The organism is Salipaludibacillus keqinensis (assembly GCF_003226325.1).
GTDB lineage: Bacteria > Bacillota > Bacilli > Bacillales > Salisediminibacteriaceae > Salipaludibacillus > Salipaludibacillus keqinensis.
The window spans coordinates 242,828-256,417 of the sequence record NZ_PDOD01000002.1; the positions used below are offsets into that span (position 1 = coordinate 242,828).

The window sequence follows — 13,590 nt, forward strand, 5'->3', positions numbered from 1 at the left end:
CAATCCGTTTAAACCTTTATTTTTGAAACAGGAGATTTTCTCCTATCATGAGTGAAGGAGAGAGCACCTAATGTTAGATTCTGTCGGGGCTCTCTTCTGTCATCTCTTCAGATTTATTCTTCTGACCCTTGTAGTTCCTCGTATGTGTATTCATAAGGAGAGTCTTCAAATTCGTCATCTCCCACATAGAGAATCAAAAATCCAGACTCTTCAGGGGACACCGTCATTGGAATATCAAACGATGTATCCTCGGTGATTTCTTCATCAATGATTTGTACTGGTGTTCGATTTTCCATATCCGTTACAGAAATTCGGATTCGGTACGAACTAGCCTCATCTTCATCGTCCACTTCTGGAAGTTCAACAGTAAATGGAACCTCTACAGAAATCGGTTCTTCTTCAATCTCTTCTTCCTGCTCTTCAGGATCTGGCTCCGATTCTGGCTCCGACTCTGGCTCCGACTCTTGGTCCGGATCTTGGCCCTCTTCAGGCTCGGATTCTAGTTCTTCTTCCTGTTCTGGCTCCGGATCAGGTTCAGGCTCTGGCCCTCTCGAGAAGACGACTGTGACCGTGGTACGCTCTCGAATTTCAGTCCCTCTTGAAGGTGATTGCGAAACTACTCTTCCTTCTTCTAACGAAGGATGATATTCTTCTTCTACTTCGAGACTCAGCAGTTCTTCATTTGAAATGAACTCAAGGACCTCTTCTCTAGAATACCCAAACAAATTACTCATAATATATGTTGGACGTTCGGTGACCGTCAATCTTACAACCGTCTCTCGTGGAATTACTTGTTCACCTGCCGCAGGACTCTGCTCAATTACCGTATCATCCACTTGATCTAAGCTTTCCTCATATTGAATTTCAATATCCTCGTAATCTTCCAATGTTGTTTCTGCCATTTGAAGAGATTCTCCAATGACATCAGCCATTTCCACTGGTTCTGACCCTTCACTAACGACTAGAGTAACAACCGTTCCTTCTTTGACAGATTGTCCTACTTCCGGGCGATGAGTGATGACATGATTTTCCTCTGTTTCATCATCATAACGTCGCTCATCTTCCACTTCTAAGTTGAGTTCAGTCAATCTTTCAAAGGCTTCATCATACTCCATCCCAACTAAGTCATCTGGTATTTCTACCTCATTCACATGGAGCCAAGTAGGAATTACATAAAAAGCTACAATCACAAAACCTATGAAAAACAACAACAATAGTGACGAAAGCTTCGCCCAGTGTTTGTATCCTTTTTTCTTCTTCGTCCCAGGAGGTGGCGTTGGCTCTTTTTTCTGATAAGTGGCTGTATCTCTCATCTTTGATTGGGGATGAACCATCGTTTCTCCGAAGTCATCACCACTTTGTTTCCCCACGATAGGTACTGCTTTTGTCATCTCTTCATCCTTGATCGGCAAATAATGCGGGGATTCGTTTTGTCGATCTGGGTCAAGAATCGTTGATAACTCGTACAACATATCATCTGCTGACGAGTATCGTTGCATAGGGTCTTTCGCAGTAGCTTTGATCACGAAGTTCTCCACACTTTGTGGAATGCCTGGCACTTTTTCGCGAATGAGTGGTAAAGGTTCTTGTAAGTGCTTAATAGCTACCGAGACAGCTGTATCACCACTGAAAGGCACTTCTCCTGTCAGCATTTCATAGGTCACTACCCCAAGAGAGTACAGGTCAGATTTAAAGGTGACTTGTCCACCTCTAGCTTGTTCTGGAGAAAGGTAATGAACAGATCCAAGGACGGAATTCGTATGCGTAATCGTAGCTTCACTGATGGCACGAGCTATACCAAAATCGGTCACTTTAGCAACGCCGTCCTGACCAATAAGGATGTTGTGTGGTTTCAAGTCCCGATGCACGATGTGATTATGATGGGCATGGCTTACTGCCGCTGTCATTTGTTTTAAAATGCGAACTGTATCTTCAACAGAAAGCTTTCCTTGTTGTTGAATATAATCTTTTAGCGTTAACCCGTCTACATACTCCATGACGATATAGTAAAGATCTTCTTCTTCACCTACGTCGTAAATATTTACGACATTTGAATGTGATAGACTTGTAGCCGACTGAGCCTCTCTTCTAAATCGTCTAATGAATTCATCATCTCTAGAGAATTGGGACTTAAGCATTTTCACTGCGACTGATCGATCTAGGATCAAATCTTTTGCTAAATAAACGTCAGCCATTCCGCCGCCGCCAATAAGCTTGACAATCTCATAACGGTCGTTAATTCTTTTATTTATCATGTAGGACTCACATCCTTCGCCTGATGGCGAACAAGTGTAATTGTGATGTTATCTTCACCGCCATAGTCATTTGCTTGGTTGACTAAATGCTCAGAAATAGAAGAGATCGTCTCGTCTCCATTAAGACGGGTTTCAATTTCTTGATCTGAAAGTTTATTCGTTAAACCGTCGGAGCAAAGGAGCAGGATTGCTCCTTCTTTCCAGCTAATTGTCTCTACATCTACATCAATGGTATTGTCAGTTCCTAATGCTCTTAACAACACATTTTTTCTCGGGTGATGTTCGGCTTCCGATTCAGAAATCTGACCCGTTCTTACTAGTTCGCCTACTAATGAGTGATCGTCGGTCATTTGCTTCAACTTGTTGTCATCGTATATATAAACCCTCGAGTCTCCTACATTCGAAAACGTTACAAATTCGTCAGAACAAATGGCTGCCACAAGCGTAGTGCCCATCCCTTCACATTGAGGGTTGGACTGAGCATAGTGATAAAGCTCTTGATTCACTTTCGTTACAGTCTCTAACAACCATCTTTCTGCATCTTTAGGCGTAAAGAAGATGTTGTTCTCATTCCAGTGCTTCACCATGCCATCACGTGTCATTTTACTGGCTACGTCTCCTGCTTGGTGACCTCCCATACCATCGGCCACTAGTGCTAGCATCTGGCCGAGTGTGTTTTCAACCACAGCCCCGTTATCTTCATTATGAGCTCTTAATTTACCGATATCTGTACGAAAAATACCTTCCATATATGAATTCCCCCCATAATTTCTGCTACTTTGCGTTTAGGCTTTATCATCCACTTGTTTCTTAATGGCAGAAATGAAAAAGCCGTCAGTCCCGTACTCCCCTGGAAACAGCTGAACCATTCCCGGAGTTTTCACGGATTTATCAGCGATTACAGCAGGTAAAAGGTCTTTCAATCCTTCATCAAAAGCGGCATCCTGATGATTATCCACAAAACTAGTGATCACACGATCATTTTCTTCCTGATCAATCGTACATGTACTGTAAACTAACCGCCCACCTTTTCTTAACAGGGGCCATACTGATTGGAGGATCGCTATCTGAATCTCAGATAAGCGTTGGATATCCGTTTCTTTTTTTGACCATTTTAAATCAGGTTTTCGTTGAATGACGCCTAGACCTGAGCAAGGAGCGTCTACAAGTATCCTGTCAAAGCTTTGCGGCTCATATTGCTCACTCAACTTTCGCGCATCAGATACTTCACCTTGAATTAACGACAGCTTTAATCGTTCCTGTTGCTCTAGAATAAGCTTTACTTTATGTCCATGGATATCTACACTGATTAATTTCCCGTCGTTGTCCATACGTTCGGCAATGTGAGTAGACTTCCCTCCAGGAGCTGCACAAGCATCTAACACAGATTCTTCTGCTCTAGGATCAAGGACATGAGTAACGAGCATGGACCCCTCATCTTGGATGGAAATCCATCCTTGCTGAAAAGCTGAAGTTGTGATGATGGACCCTTTTTTGACACGAAGACTCTCTTCAACAAAAGGACTATCTTCTACCTCTAGTCCTTCTTGTACCAAAGATTCCTTTACTTCTGCCTTTGTAACAAGAGTTGTGTTTACTCTAACAGAGTGAACAGGCTCTTGAATATTGGCAAAAGCAATCTGCTCTGTTTGGTCCATGCCATATTGATCTTTCCATCTGTTTAGAAGCCACTTAGGATGACTCGTTTCAACAGACAGTCGTTCTAAGTCATTCTCGATCTCTGATGTGTCTGGCAAATCATTTCTAAGCATGGATCTTAGAATGCCATTGACCATACCTGAAATTCCTTTGTGCCCTCGCTTCTTCGCTATCTCAACCGCTTCGTTAATAGCCGCATGATGAGGAATCCGATCCAATAAAAATAACTGATACGTCGATAACCTTAATAAGATTCGGACCCAATCTTCAAGTTTACTTAATGGCTTCTTCGAAAAAGTGGTTAAATAAAAGTCTAACTTTTTCTGATGTTGGATCGTTCCGTAAACAATTTCAGTTAATAGCGGAATGTCTCTTGCCGGAACTTTCATTTTTTTGATTGTGTCGTTCAACAATAAGTTACTGTACGCTTGATTCTTTTCTATTTTCAGTAAAATATCTAATGCGGCCTCTCGTACATTGCCTTGTAAATCTTTTTTACTCATCCGTTTGCTCCCCTAACTTCATTCCACTAATCCATGTGTTCCCTGATCCTCTTAAAAAAGTTGACACGTCCATCGGTTTTTTTCCAGATGGCTGCACTTTAAGTAACGATAAGACCGTCCCCTCTCCACATGCTACATGGATAGTCTCATTGGTCAGGTCAATGACCGTTCCTGGCTGTTGATCCGTTTGTTCAGACAAAATTTGGGACTCCCATATTTTAAATCGTTTTCCCTGCACTTCAGTGAATGCCACTGGCCATGGGTTCAAACCGCGGATTTGATTGTGAATATCTGTTGCTGTTTTCGTCCAATGTATTTTTTCTTGGTCTTTTTTTATATTTGGTGAAAAGGTGACTTTCTCTTCTACTTGCGGAACGGATGACGCCCGACCACTTTCAATAAGAGGCAGCGTTTCTAATAATAAGTCAGCACCTAATTCACTTAATTTATCGTGCATCGTTCCAGTCGTGTCCTCTGCAAGAATAGGGATTGAACGTTGAGCAATAATGTCTCCTGCGTCTAGCTTCTCCACCATATACATGATCGTAATGCCAGTCTCCTTTTCACCATCAATCACGGACTGGTGAATGGGAGCTCCACCACGGTATTTCGGTAATAAAGAGGCATGAACATTGATACACCCTTTATTAGGAATATCGAGAAGCTCTTTAGGTAATATTTGACCAAATGCAGCGGTGACAATTAAATCAGGATTGACCTCTTGCACTTTTGTCCAGTCGTTTTTTATTTTTTCTGGTTGAAAAACTGGGATATTTAAGTTTTCAGCAGCCTGTTTGACTGGTGGCGGTGTGAGTACTTGTTTCCTGCCTTTAGGCCGATCCGGTTGAGTCACAACCAGTGCGATCTCATAGCCACGATCTACCATTTTATGTAATACCGGCACAGCGAAGTCCGGTGTCCCCATAAATACTATTTTCATATTCACTCTCTCCTTCTAGCTACAGCATCATATATGGATTTGTATCAATCGTAATCGCTAAACCTGTTCGAGCCATCTCTCCTTGATACGTTTTAATGACTTCTTGCAACGTTTCAGTCAGTTTCGGCTCAACTTTATATTTTATCATGCATTGATAGCGATATCTATCCTTGATCCGTGGGATGGCTGAAGCTACGGGTCCATAAATCATCGTCTCGGTGGAAAGATGATTCTTTAAAAATCCGGTAATTTTTTCTGTAACTGAAACGACCCGATCTAATTGTTCATCGCTCACGTGGATGATCACCAAGAAATAATAAGGAGGATATCCTCCCTGTTTACGTATGTTCATTTCCTTGTCAAAGAAAGAGAGATAGTCATGAGACTTCACATCCATGATGCTGTAATGATCAGGTGTATAGGTCTGTACTAACACTTCGCCAGTCTTCTCATGTCTTCCTGCTCTTCCGCTCACTTGAGTCAATAATTGGAACGTTCTTTCACTCGAACGAAAATCGGGTAAGTGGAGCATGGAATCGGCCGCCAATACACCAACAAGAGTGATATTAGGAAAATCAAGACCTTTTGCAATCATTTGTGTCCCTAAAAGAATATCTCCCTTTCCTTCTCCGAACTGCTGAAGAAGCTTTTCATGGGAGCCTTTGCGACGGGTGGTATCTACATCCATCCGAATCACCCGAATCTCAGGGAAAATCTTCAGGATCTCTTCTTCAACTTTCTGAGTTCCAGTCCCAAAAAAGCGGATCGAATCACTACTGCATTCAGGACAAATGCTAGGAATGGTCTCAATATGACCACAATAGTGACACTGTAAAGATTGATTCGACCGGTGATAGGTTAAAGAAATATCACAGTGAGGACATTCAGCCACATACCCACAGTCTCGACACATTATAAATGTTGAATACCCTCGTCGATTCAAAAACAAGACGGTTTGTTCCTGTTTATCTTTTCTGTCCTGAATGGCCGAGAGTAATTGATTAGAAAACATGGAACGATTGCCGTTCCTTAACTCTTCTCGCATATCCACTAAGGAAACTTGTGGCATCTGCACATCATTCACCCGTTTTTCCATGGTTAACAGATGATAGACCCCCTTTTGGGCGCGGGCATAACTTTCAAGCGACGGGGTGGCGCTTCCCAAAATGACTGGACAATTGTAAAACTGTCCTCGTTTAATCGCTACTTGTCTTGCATGATAGCGGGGGACCTCTTCTTGTTTGTAGCTTGTTTCGTGCTCTTCATCGATAATCACAATTCCTAAGTTCTCAAATGGGGCAAAGATGGCCGATCGTGCACCAACAGCCACATCTACTTTTCCTTCGCGAATCTTTAACCACTCATCATACTTTTCACCCTTTGAAAGGGCACTGTGCAGCACAGCAACTCTTGAGCCGAACCGTCCTTTAAATCGTGTGACCATTTGCGGAGTTAAAGAGATTTCAGGTACGAGAACAATGGCTTCTTTCCCTTTTTTCAGAGCGTAATCAATTGCTTGAAGGTAAATTTCTGTCTTTCCGCTCCCTGTGACCCCTCGTAATAAGAACGTTTCATGTCTTTCTTCTAGTAAAGATGAAAGGATAGGATCAAGCGCTTGTTGTTGTTCGTCCATCAACGTTAGAGGTTGGGACTGTTCAAAAGTCCGTCCTTCATAAGGATCTCGATCGACCACTTGTTCCGCCTTGATTAACAGTCCCTTTTTCACCATTTCTTGTACCGTTTGCCTCGAGACGCCAGCTCGATCCAATAGCTGGACCAATGGGATTTTTTCATGAGTAGCTAAATTTTCACTGAAATAAGCTAACAACTTCTTTTGCTTTTCCGCACGAGCAGTTAACGTTTCTGAAGCTTGGGCCAGTTCTTGACTCGTTTTTTCCGTAAAGACGACCATTTGCTTCTTTTTTGTTTCATTTGTCATAACTAGTGGAGTGACGGAGAGAACGCCATCTTTTACAGCTTTCATCATCTGTTTCTTGTCTTCGTCATTCGCTTGTTTGCGCCATTCGTCCCAGTTTTCTATCTCTTTGTCATCTTTAAAAAACTGTTGCAAAGATAAAGGAAGTTCATTCAGAATCTCAGGTGATTTTAGGGAAAGCTTCTTTTGATATTTCGCTCGCATAGCTGCAGGTAGCATGGATTTTAATACGGATATATGAAAAGATAACGTGTCGTCTTTAATCCATTTCGATAATTCAAGCAACTCCTCCGTTAAAGGAGGGTAAAGATCGATCAATTCAGCTAAAGGTTTTAATTTGCCTCGATCATAATCCGTATGATCATCCGTTGCCAGCACAAATCCTTGAACCTTTCTTGGCCCAAACGAAACATTCACGCGCATCCCCGGAACGATGGCATCCTCAAACTCAGCCGGTACAAGGTAATCAAACACACGATCCGTTTGGTTCACTGCTACATCCACAATGACTTTAGCGATCATTTATTGCCCCTCCAAAAGAGGTTTAATATGGTCTAACAGTTGACTTGCTGCGTCTTTTTTTGTAGTAAGAGGAATCGATGCTTCGTTCCCATTCGCGAAATAGAGAGTTAACGCATTTGTGTCTCCTTGAAATCCTGAGCCTGCTTCCGTAACGGAATTGGCCGCAATGACATCAAGGTTTTTCGCTGCAATCTTCTTTTTAGCATTTTCTTCAATATTTTCTGATTCCGCCGCGAAACCGACCAAGAGTTGTCCTGTTTTCTGGGAACCAAGCGTTTTCAAGATATCTGTCGTTCGTTCCATTTCCACTTCAATATTTCCATCTGATTTCTTCATTTTATTAGTGAATGTATGTTTAGGGCGGTAATCAGCGACGGCTGCAGCTTTAATCACCACGTTAGTGTGAGCATATCGGGAAACCACGGCGTCATACATTTCTTGCGCTGTTCGAACAGAAACGACTTGAACTCCATGAGGTTGCGGTAACGAGCTAGGTCCCGTTACAAGAGTAACGTTTGCTCCTCTTGCTGCCGCCATTTCAGCAATGGCATACCCCATTTTTCCTGAAGAACGATTAGAGAAAAAACGGACAGGATCAATTTCCTCTTGCGTTGGACCGGCAGTGACCAGGACATTTTTTCCGTGCCAAAGTTTATTTTCCCGACGGATAAAATGATGATCAACCATCGCTAATAAATCTTCTGGTTCGGCCATTCGACCTTTCCCTTCATATCCGCAGGCTAAATACCCTTCATCTGGTTCTATAAAGGTATAGCCGAACGTCTTTAATGTTTCCATGTTTTTTTCTACGGCTGGGTGAGCATACATATGTACATTCATAGCTGGAGCAATCATGACTGGGGCTGTCGTAGCCATGACAGTCGTCGTCACCATATCATCGGCAATCCCATTGGCTAATTTCCCGATGACATTGGCTGTAGCTGGGGCGATCATAACCAAGTCAGCCCAATCGGCAATGTCGATATGAGCGATTTTCTCTGGATTGGGTTCGGTAAATGTATCTATGTATACATGGTCTCTTGATAAAGCTTGAAAGGTTAGCGGGGTAACAAATTCTCTTGCTGAACTGGTCATGACTACTTTTACTTCGTACCCTTGTTGTACGAGTTTACTTGTTAAAGCAGCTGCCTTAAAAACTGCAATACCACCCGTAACGCATAATAAAATTCGTTTATGTTTGTTCATATCCTTCGCCTCCGATAACAGGAATCCTTGTCTCATTGCATTTAAGTTCCTCTAATAATAAAACATAGATAGTTTCTTTTTTCGCAAAAGTTAATTTATTCGTGAACCTAGGTAAACTCGCACACGTTGGCGACGTTCACTTCTTATTCTAAATCTGTTCGTCGCTAATCTCGAATGTTGGCGACGTTCACACCTTATTCTAAATCTGTGCGTCGTTAATCTCACATGTTAGCGACGTTCAAACCTTATTCTAAATCTGTGCGTCGCTAATCTTGCATGTTGGCGACGTTCAAATCTTATTCTAAATCTGTGCGTCGTTAATCTCACATGTTGGCGACGTGTTTCAAAAATATTCTCATGGATATCTACTCTCTCTTCTATACGATACCGAAAAAAGACAAGAAAGACAAAAGAAAAAACAACCTAATAATCAGGTTGTTTCTTCATCTTCTTTTATTTCGTATGTTAAATGCTCTGACTCAATTTCTTCTAGTGCTTTTCCAACAAAATTAACGGACTTAGACTCACTGGTCTTTTGAAATAGTTCTGGATGTTCTCGAAGTTGCCTTGCTCTGAGAGCGGACACTGTAACTAGTGTGTACTTCGAATTAATTTTCGTCATTAACGAATCAATGGATGGTTGTAACATGATATCACTCCTCAACTAGTTCTTTATAAAGATGGATCAATCGTTCTTTCTTACAATTCTCGGCAGTTACGATCGATTTTATCCGTTCCACTGCAAGTTCCACTTCATCATTTTCAACGACATAGTCGTATTTATCCATCAAATCGATTTCATCTTTGGCAATTGTCATCCTACTGTCAATCAAATCTTGTGACTCTGTTCCTCTGCCTTCGATGCGATTTCTTAGTTCTTTAATGCTCGGTGGCATAAGGAAAATAAAAACACCTTCTGGAAACGTTTCTTTCACCTGTAATGCCCCTTGAACTTCAATTTCCAAAATGACGTCATGACCTTTTGCAATCGTGTCTTCCACATATTGACGTGGTGTTCCATAATAGTTATCCACATATTGAGCATACTCTAATAATTCATTTTCCCGAATCATTCTTTCAAACTCCTGTTTCGATTTGAAAAAATAACTCACCCCGTCTTCTTCACCTGCACGTGGGTTTCGTGTCGTAGCCGAAACAGAATATTGAATATGAGTATCGTGTTTCCTTAGTGCTCCGCAAACTGTTCCTTTTCCTACTCCAGAAGGACCAGAAAGGACAATTAACAGACCTTTTTCTCTTCTCATATGAACCTCCAGCTTTCTTTGATCACTACATTCTATCACGTTTTTATACCTTTAGGAAAGGTATTCTTCAGTAGAGCTTATTTTTAGAACAAGCTGAATGCCACCGGGAAATCCGGTGGCACCGTTTCGCTTGTGAGATTAATCTTCCGAAGCGTCTTCTTTACTAGTGATGACACGTTGAGCAACGGTTTCTGGCTGGACTGCTGAAAGAATAACGTGATCACTGTCCGCAATAATTACCGCACGAGTACGTCGACCGTACGTCGCATCAACGAGCATATTTCTTTCTCTCGCGTCAGAAATAATTCGTTTAATTGGTGCTGATTCTGGGCTTACAATCGAAATAATTCTATTAGCTGAAACAATATTTCCAAATCCTATATTAATAAGTTTAATATCCAATGGTCAGTCTCCTATCTCTATTCTAAATTTTGCGGTGTTATCTTACTCTACATTTTGTACTTGTTCTTTGATCTTCTCTAACTCAGCTTTCAGATTCACGACGGTTTGACTAATTTCTAAATGATTCGCTTTTGATCCAATTGTGTTTGTTTCTCTATTCAATTCTTGAACGAGAAAATCTAATTTTCTTCCTACCACATGGGCATCATTTAAAATGGTCATAAATTGTTTCACGTGACTATCAATCCGAGTTAATTCTTCTTCTATGTCTGATTTGTCGGCAAAAACGGAAACTTCTGTTAAAATCCGTGATTGATCGATATCCAAATCACTACCTACGAAATCTTCTACCTTTTTTAACAGCCGGTCTCTATATTGAGTTTGAACCAAAGGGGACAAACCACGAAGTTCATCAACGTATGCTGTTATTTGACTTAATCGATGAACCATATCTTTATGTAACTCTTCGCCTTCTTGTTTACGCATGTCTATTAACTGAACGACTGCTTGCTCCACAGCACCCTGAACCATCGTCTCTAGCTCCTCAGAAACGTCATCAGCTTCATTGACGGACACCACTTCCTCGTGAACGAGCAATTCGTTTACAGGGAATTCCGAAGCTGCTCCTGAAGATTTAATCATTTCTTCATGCATTTCCTGGTATTGTTGAAATAGATCCCAATCAATAGACAGCGACCTCTTTACAACCCCCTCACCATGCACATTTAAAAAAACGTCTACCTTCCCCCGCTTCACATACTTGGAAATTTCTTTCTTCATACGGTCTTCCAAAAAGAATAATTGTCTCGGCATTCGAATGTTCATTTCGCAAAAACGGTGATTTACCGCCTTCATCTCTACTGTCACCTGACAATTGTCATTTTCCTTAGTGGATCGCCCGTATCCTGTCATACTCATAATCATTTCTATCACATCCACAATCTATATTCTAAACAATTTTCTAGCTAACAACAAGGGGAGTATGTGAATTAACTGTATATCTTCAGTGGAGCTGAATGAAAATGAATGTTTTTATTTTTTAACTGTCATGTATTTTGCTATAATGTACAAGCGGTGAATCATGAACTGAGCCTTGAAGACTCTAACGGCTCTGAGGCTAGAAGATCAAAGAAATACTTACTTATAACTAAAGGAGGTGTCCTCATGTCATTTGATGGCATTGTAACAAAAGCGGTCACCGATCAATTAAAAGAAACGATTGTTAGCGGAAGAATTGCTAAAATTCATCAGCCTTTTCCTACTGACTTAATGATGACGGTCCGGGCTAACGGAAAAAACCATTCCTTGTTTTTTTCAGTGAACCCCTCTTTTGCCCGTTTTCATTTAACAAATATTAAATTTGAGAATCCTCAAGAACCACCTATGTTTTGTATGGTGCTAAGAAAACACTTAGAGGGTAGTATTCTAGAGAGCATCGAACAAGATGGATTAGAGAGGATCATCACCTTTTCTTTCAAAGGGCGAAATGAATTAGGAGATGTCTCCTACAAAAAATTAATTCTTGAACTCATGGGAAGACATAGTAACATTATTTTTCTAGACAAAGAAAACGACGTGATTCTAGACAGCATTAAACATATTCCACCGTCTGTCTCGCAATATCGTACCGTATTACCAGGACAGTCTTATAAAGAACCGCCTCATCAAGATAAATTAAATCCCCTTGAAATGAATGAGGAATTGTTATTAAAGAAGTTAGATTATAATAGAGGAAAGATGGACCAGCAATTGAGAGATCAGTTTAGCGGGTTATCCCCTCAAGTCATTAAAGAGATTCTTTATCAAGCGAAATTTACAAACCGCGACACGTTGCCACCTGCTTTCCTAAAGGTGTTAGCACCTGTACGCGAGCAAAACTATGCTCCATTTATGATCACGAACTCTGCAAAAGATGCCTTTTCAGTGATTCCTTTAGACCATTTAGATGGAGACCGCCAGCAATTTGATAGCGTCCACGAGATGTTGGATCGGTATTTTGTTGATAAGGCCGAACGAGACCGGGTGAAACAAAAAGCCTACGATTTAGAAAGGTTTTTGAGAAATGAGTATCAAAAAAATAAAAAGAAAATAGCTAAATTAGAGAATACATTAAAAGATGCAGACAAAGCAAAAAAACAACAAAAATATGGAGAGTTACTGACAGCTCACATGCACCTTGTGAAACCTGGCCAAAAGGAAGTCTCTGTCATTGATTATTATGACCCTGATCAGAAAGAAATCACCATCCCTTTAAACGTTCAAAAGTCCGCGTCGGATAATGCTCAGCAATTCTTCAAAAAATACCATAAGTTAAAAAATTCCGTTGCTTATGTAGAAGAGCAGATCAAGGTAGCTACAAAAGAAATGGATTACCTCGATACGATTATTCAGCAAGTGGAAATTGCGTCTACAAGAGACTTGGAAGATATTCGTGAGGAACTAGAAAACGGTGGCTACTTAAAGAAAAAGTCATCTGGTAAAAAGAAGAAAAAACCGTCTAAACCAACAGTGGACCGTTTCGTTTCAAGCGAAGGCGTCGACTTGTATGTCGGTAAAAACAACAAGCAAAATGAATATTTAACAAACCGTCTAGCTAGGCAAGACGACACTTGGCTTCACACGAAAGATATCCCAGGTTCCCATGTGATTATTCGCAGCCAAGACTTCGGAGAACAGACGTTATTAGAAGCAGCCAACCTAGCGGCTTATTTCAGTAAAAGTAGAATGTCTGGACAAGTTCCCGTGGACTACACATTGATTCGTCACGTGAAGAAACCGAACGGTGCCAAGCCTGGTTACGTTACGTATGACAATCAAACCACGGTATTCGTTACACCGGACGAAGAAACTGTACGTCAATTAAAGCTAAATACTGAGAAGTAATTTTCGGTAATGATGAGCG

The 13,590-nt window shown here is 41.1% G+C and carries 11 protein-coding genes; 1 reads left to right on the forward strand and 10 read right to left on the reverse strand.

All coding sequences use genetic code 11. From position 1 onward, the window contains the following. Nucleotides 1–113: 113 nt before the first annotated feature. The 10 genes from pknB to CR194_RS08405 form a co-directional block, all read right to left on the reverse strand. On the reverse strand, nt 114–2,255 hold the full coding sequence (gene pknB, locus CR194_RS08365) for a Stk1 family PASTA domain-containing Ser/Thr kinase (RefSeq protein WP_199228148.1): 2,142 nt from the start codon (nt 2,253–2,255) through the stop codon (nt 114–116). Then, complete coding sequence (locus CR194_RS20405; protein WP_199228149.1) at nt 2,252–3,004, reverse strand: Stp1/IreP family PP2C-type Ser/Thr phosphatase; 753 nt, start codon at nt 3,002–3,004, stop codon at nt 2,252–2,254. Before CR194_RS20405 ends, pknB begins: the two co-directional genes overlap by 4 nt. 36 nt (nt 3,005–3,040) lie before the next feature. Next, nucleotides 3,041–4,417, reverse strand: a complete 1,377-nt coding sequence (gene rsmB, locus CR194_RS08370; protein ID WP_110609229.1) for a 16S rRNA (cytosine(967)-C(5))-methyltransferase RsmB — start codon at nt 4,415–4,417, stop codon at nt 3,041–3,043. Continuing rightward, nucleotides 4,410–5,357 carry a methionyl-tRNA formyltransferase gene (fmt, locus tag CR194_RS08375; RefSeq protein ID WP_110609230.1) on the reverse strand — a complete coding sequence of 316 codons (948 nt, stop codon included), beginning with the start codon at nt 5,355–5,357 and terminating at the stop codon, nt 4,410–4,412. Before fmt ends, rsmB begins: the two co-directional genes overlap by 8 nt. A 19-nt stretch (nt 5,358–5,376) precedes the next feature. Then, complete coding sequence (gene priA / locus CR194_RS08380; protein WP_110609231.1) at nt 5,377–7,815, reverse strand: primosomal protein N'; 2,439 nt, start codon at nt 7,813–7,815, stop codon at nt 5,377–5,379. Further along, the gene (gene coaBC, locus CR194_RS08385; RefSeq protein ID WP_110609232.1) at nt 7,816–9,021 is read right to left on the reverse strand and encodes a bifunctional phosphopantothenoylcysteine decarboxylase/phosphopantothenate--cysteine ligase CoaBC; all 1,206 of its coding nucleotides are present in this window, start codon (nt 9,019–9,021) and stop codon (nt 7,816–7,818) included. It abuts the gene before it with no gap. 430 nt (nt 9,022–9,451) lie between these two features. Further along, complete coding sequence (gene rpoZ, locus CR194_RS08390; RefSeq protein ID WP_110609233.1) at nt 9,452–9,670, reverse strand: DNA-directed RNA polymerase subunit omega; 219 nt, start codon at nt 9,668–9,670, stop codon at nt 9,452–9,454. A gap of 4 nt (nt 9,671–9,674) precedes the next feature. After that, the gene (gmk, locus tag CR194_RS08395) at nt 9,675–10,286 is read right to left on the reverse strand and encodes a guanylate kinase (protein ID WP_110609234.1); all 612 of its coding nucleotides are present in this window, start codon (nt 10,284–10,286) and stop codon (nt 9,675–9,677) included. 138 nt (nt 10,287–10,424) lie between these two features. Beyond that, nucleotides 10,425–10,688: an extracellular matrix/biofilm regulator RemA gene (gene remA, locus CR194_RS08400; RefSeq protein ID WP_110609235.1), complete on the reverse strand. Its 264-nt coding sequence runs from the start codon at nt 10,686–10,688 to the stop codon at nt 10,425–10,427. A gap of 42 nt (nt 10,689–10,730) precedes the next feature. Further along, nucleotides 10,731–11,612 carry a YicC/YloC family endoribonuclease gene (locus CR194_RS08405; RefSeq protein ID WP_110609236.1) on the reverse strand — a complete coding sequence of 294 codons (882 nt, stop codon included), beginning with the start codon at nt 11,610–11,612 and terminating at the stop codon, nt 10,731–10,733. Nucleotides 11,613–11,852: 240 nt separating this feature from the next. On the opposite strand from CR194_RS08405, the gene CR194_RS08410 reads away from it, so the two are divergent. Then, complete coding sequence (locus tag CR194_RS08410) at nt 11,853–13,571, forward strand: Rqc2 family fibronectin-binding protein (protein WP_110609237.1); 1,719 nt, start codon at nt 11,853–11,855, stop codon at nt 13,569–13,571. Nucleotides 13,572–13,590 lie beyond the last annotated feature (19 nt).

Excerpts from the sequence above, each read along its gene's own strand:
- pknB (WP_199228148.1), bottom strand. The coding sequence starts at position 2,255 with ATGATAAATAAAAGAATTAACGACCGTTATGAGATTGTCAAGCTTATT.
- CR194_RS20405 (WP_199228149.1), bottom strand. The coding sequence starts at position 3,004 with ATGGAAGGTATTTTTCGTACAGATATCGGTAAATTAAGAGCTCATAAT.
- rsmB (WP_110609229.1), bottom strand. The coding sequence starts at position 4,417 with ATGAGTAAAAAAGATTTACAAGGCAATGTACGAGAGGCCGCATTAGAT.
- fmt (WP_110609230.1), bottom strand. The coding sequence starts at position 5,357 with ATGAAAATAGTATTTATGGGGACACCGGACTTCGCTGTGCCGGTATTA.
- priA (WP_110609231.1), bottom strand. The coding sequence starts at position 7,815 with ATGATCGCTAAAGTCATTGTGGATGTAGCAGTGAACCAAACGGATCGT.
- coaBC (WP_110609232.1), bottom strand. The coding sequence starts at position 9,021 with ATGAACAAACATAAACGAATTTTATTATGCGTTACGGGTGGTATTGCA.
- rpoZ (WP_110609233.1), bottom strand. The coding sequence starts at position 9,670 with ATGTTACAACCATCCATTGATTCGTTAATGACGAAAATTAATTCGAAG.
- gmk (WP_110609234.1), bottom strand. The coding sequence starts at position 10,286 with ATGAGAAGAGAAAAAGGTCTGTTAATTGTCCTTTCTGGTCCTTCTGGA.
- CR194_RS08405 (WP_110609236.1), bottom strand. The coding sequence starts at position 11,612 with ATGATTATGAGTATGACAGGATACGGGCGATCCACTAAGGAAAATGAC.
- CR194_RS08410 (WP_110609237.1), top strand. The coding sequence starts at position 11,853 with ATGTCATTTGATGGCATTGTAACAAAAGCGGTCACCGATCAATTAAAA.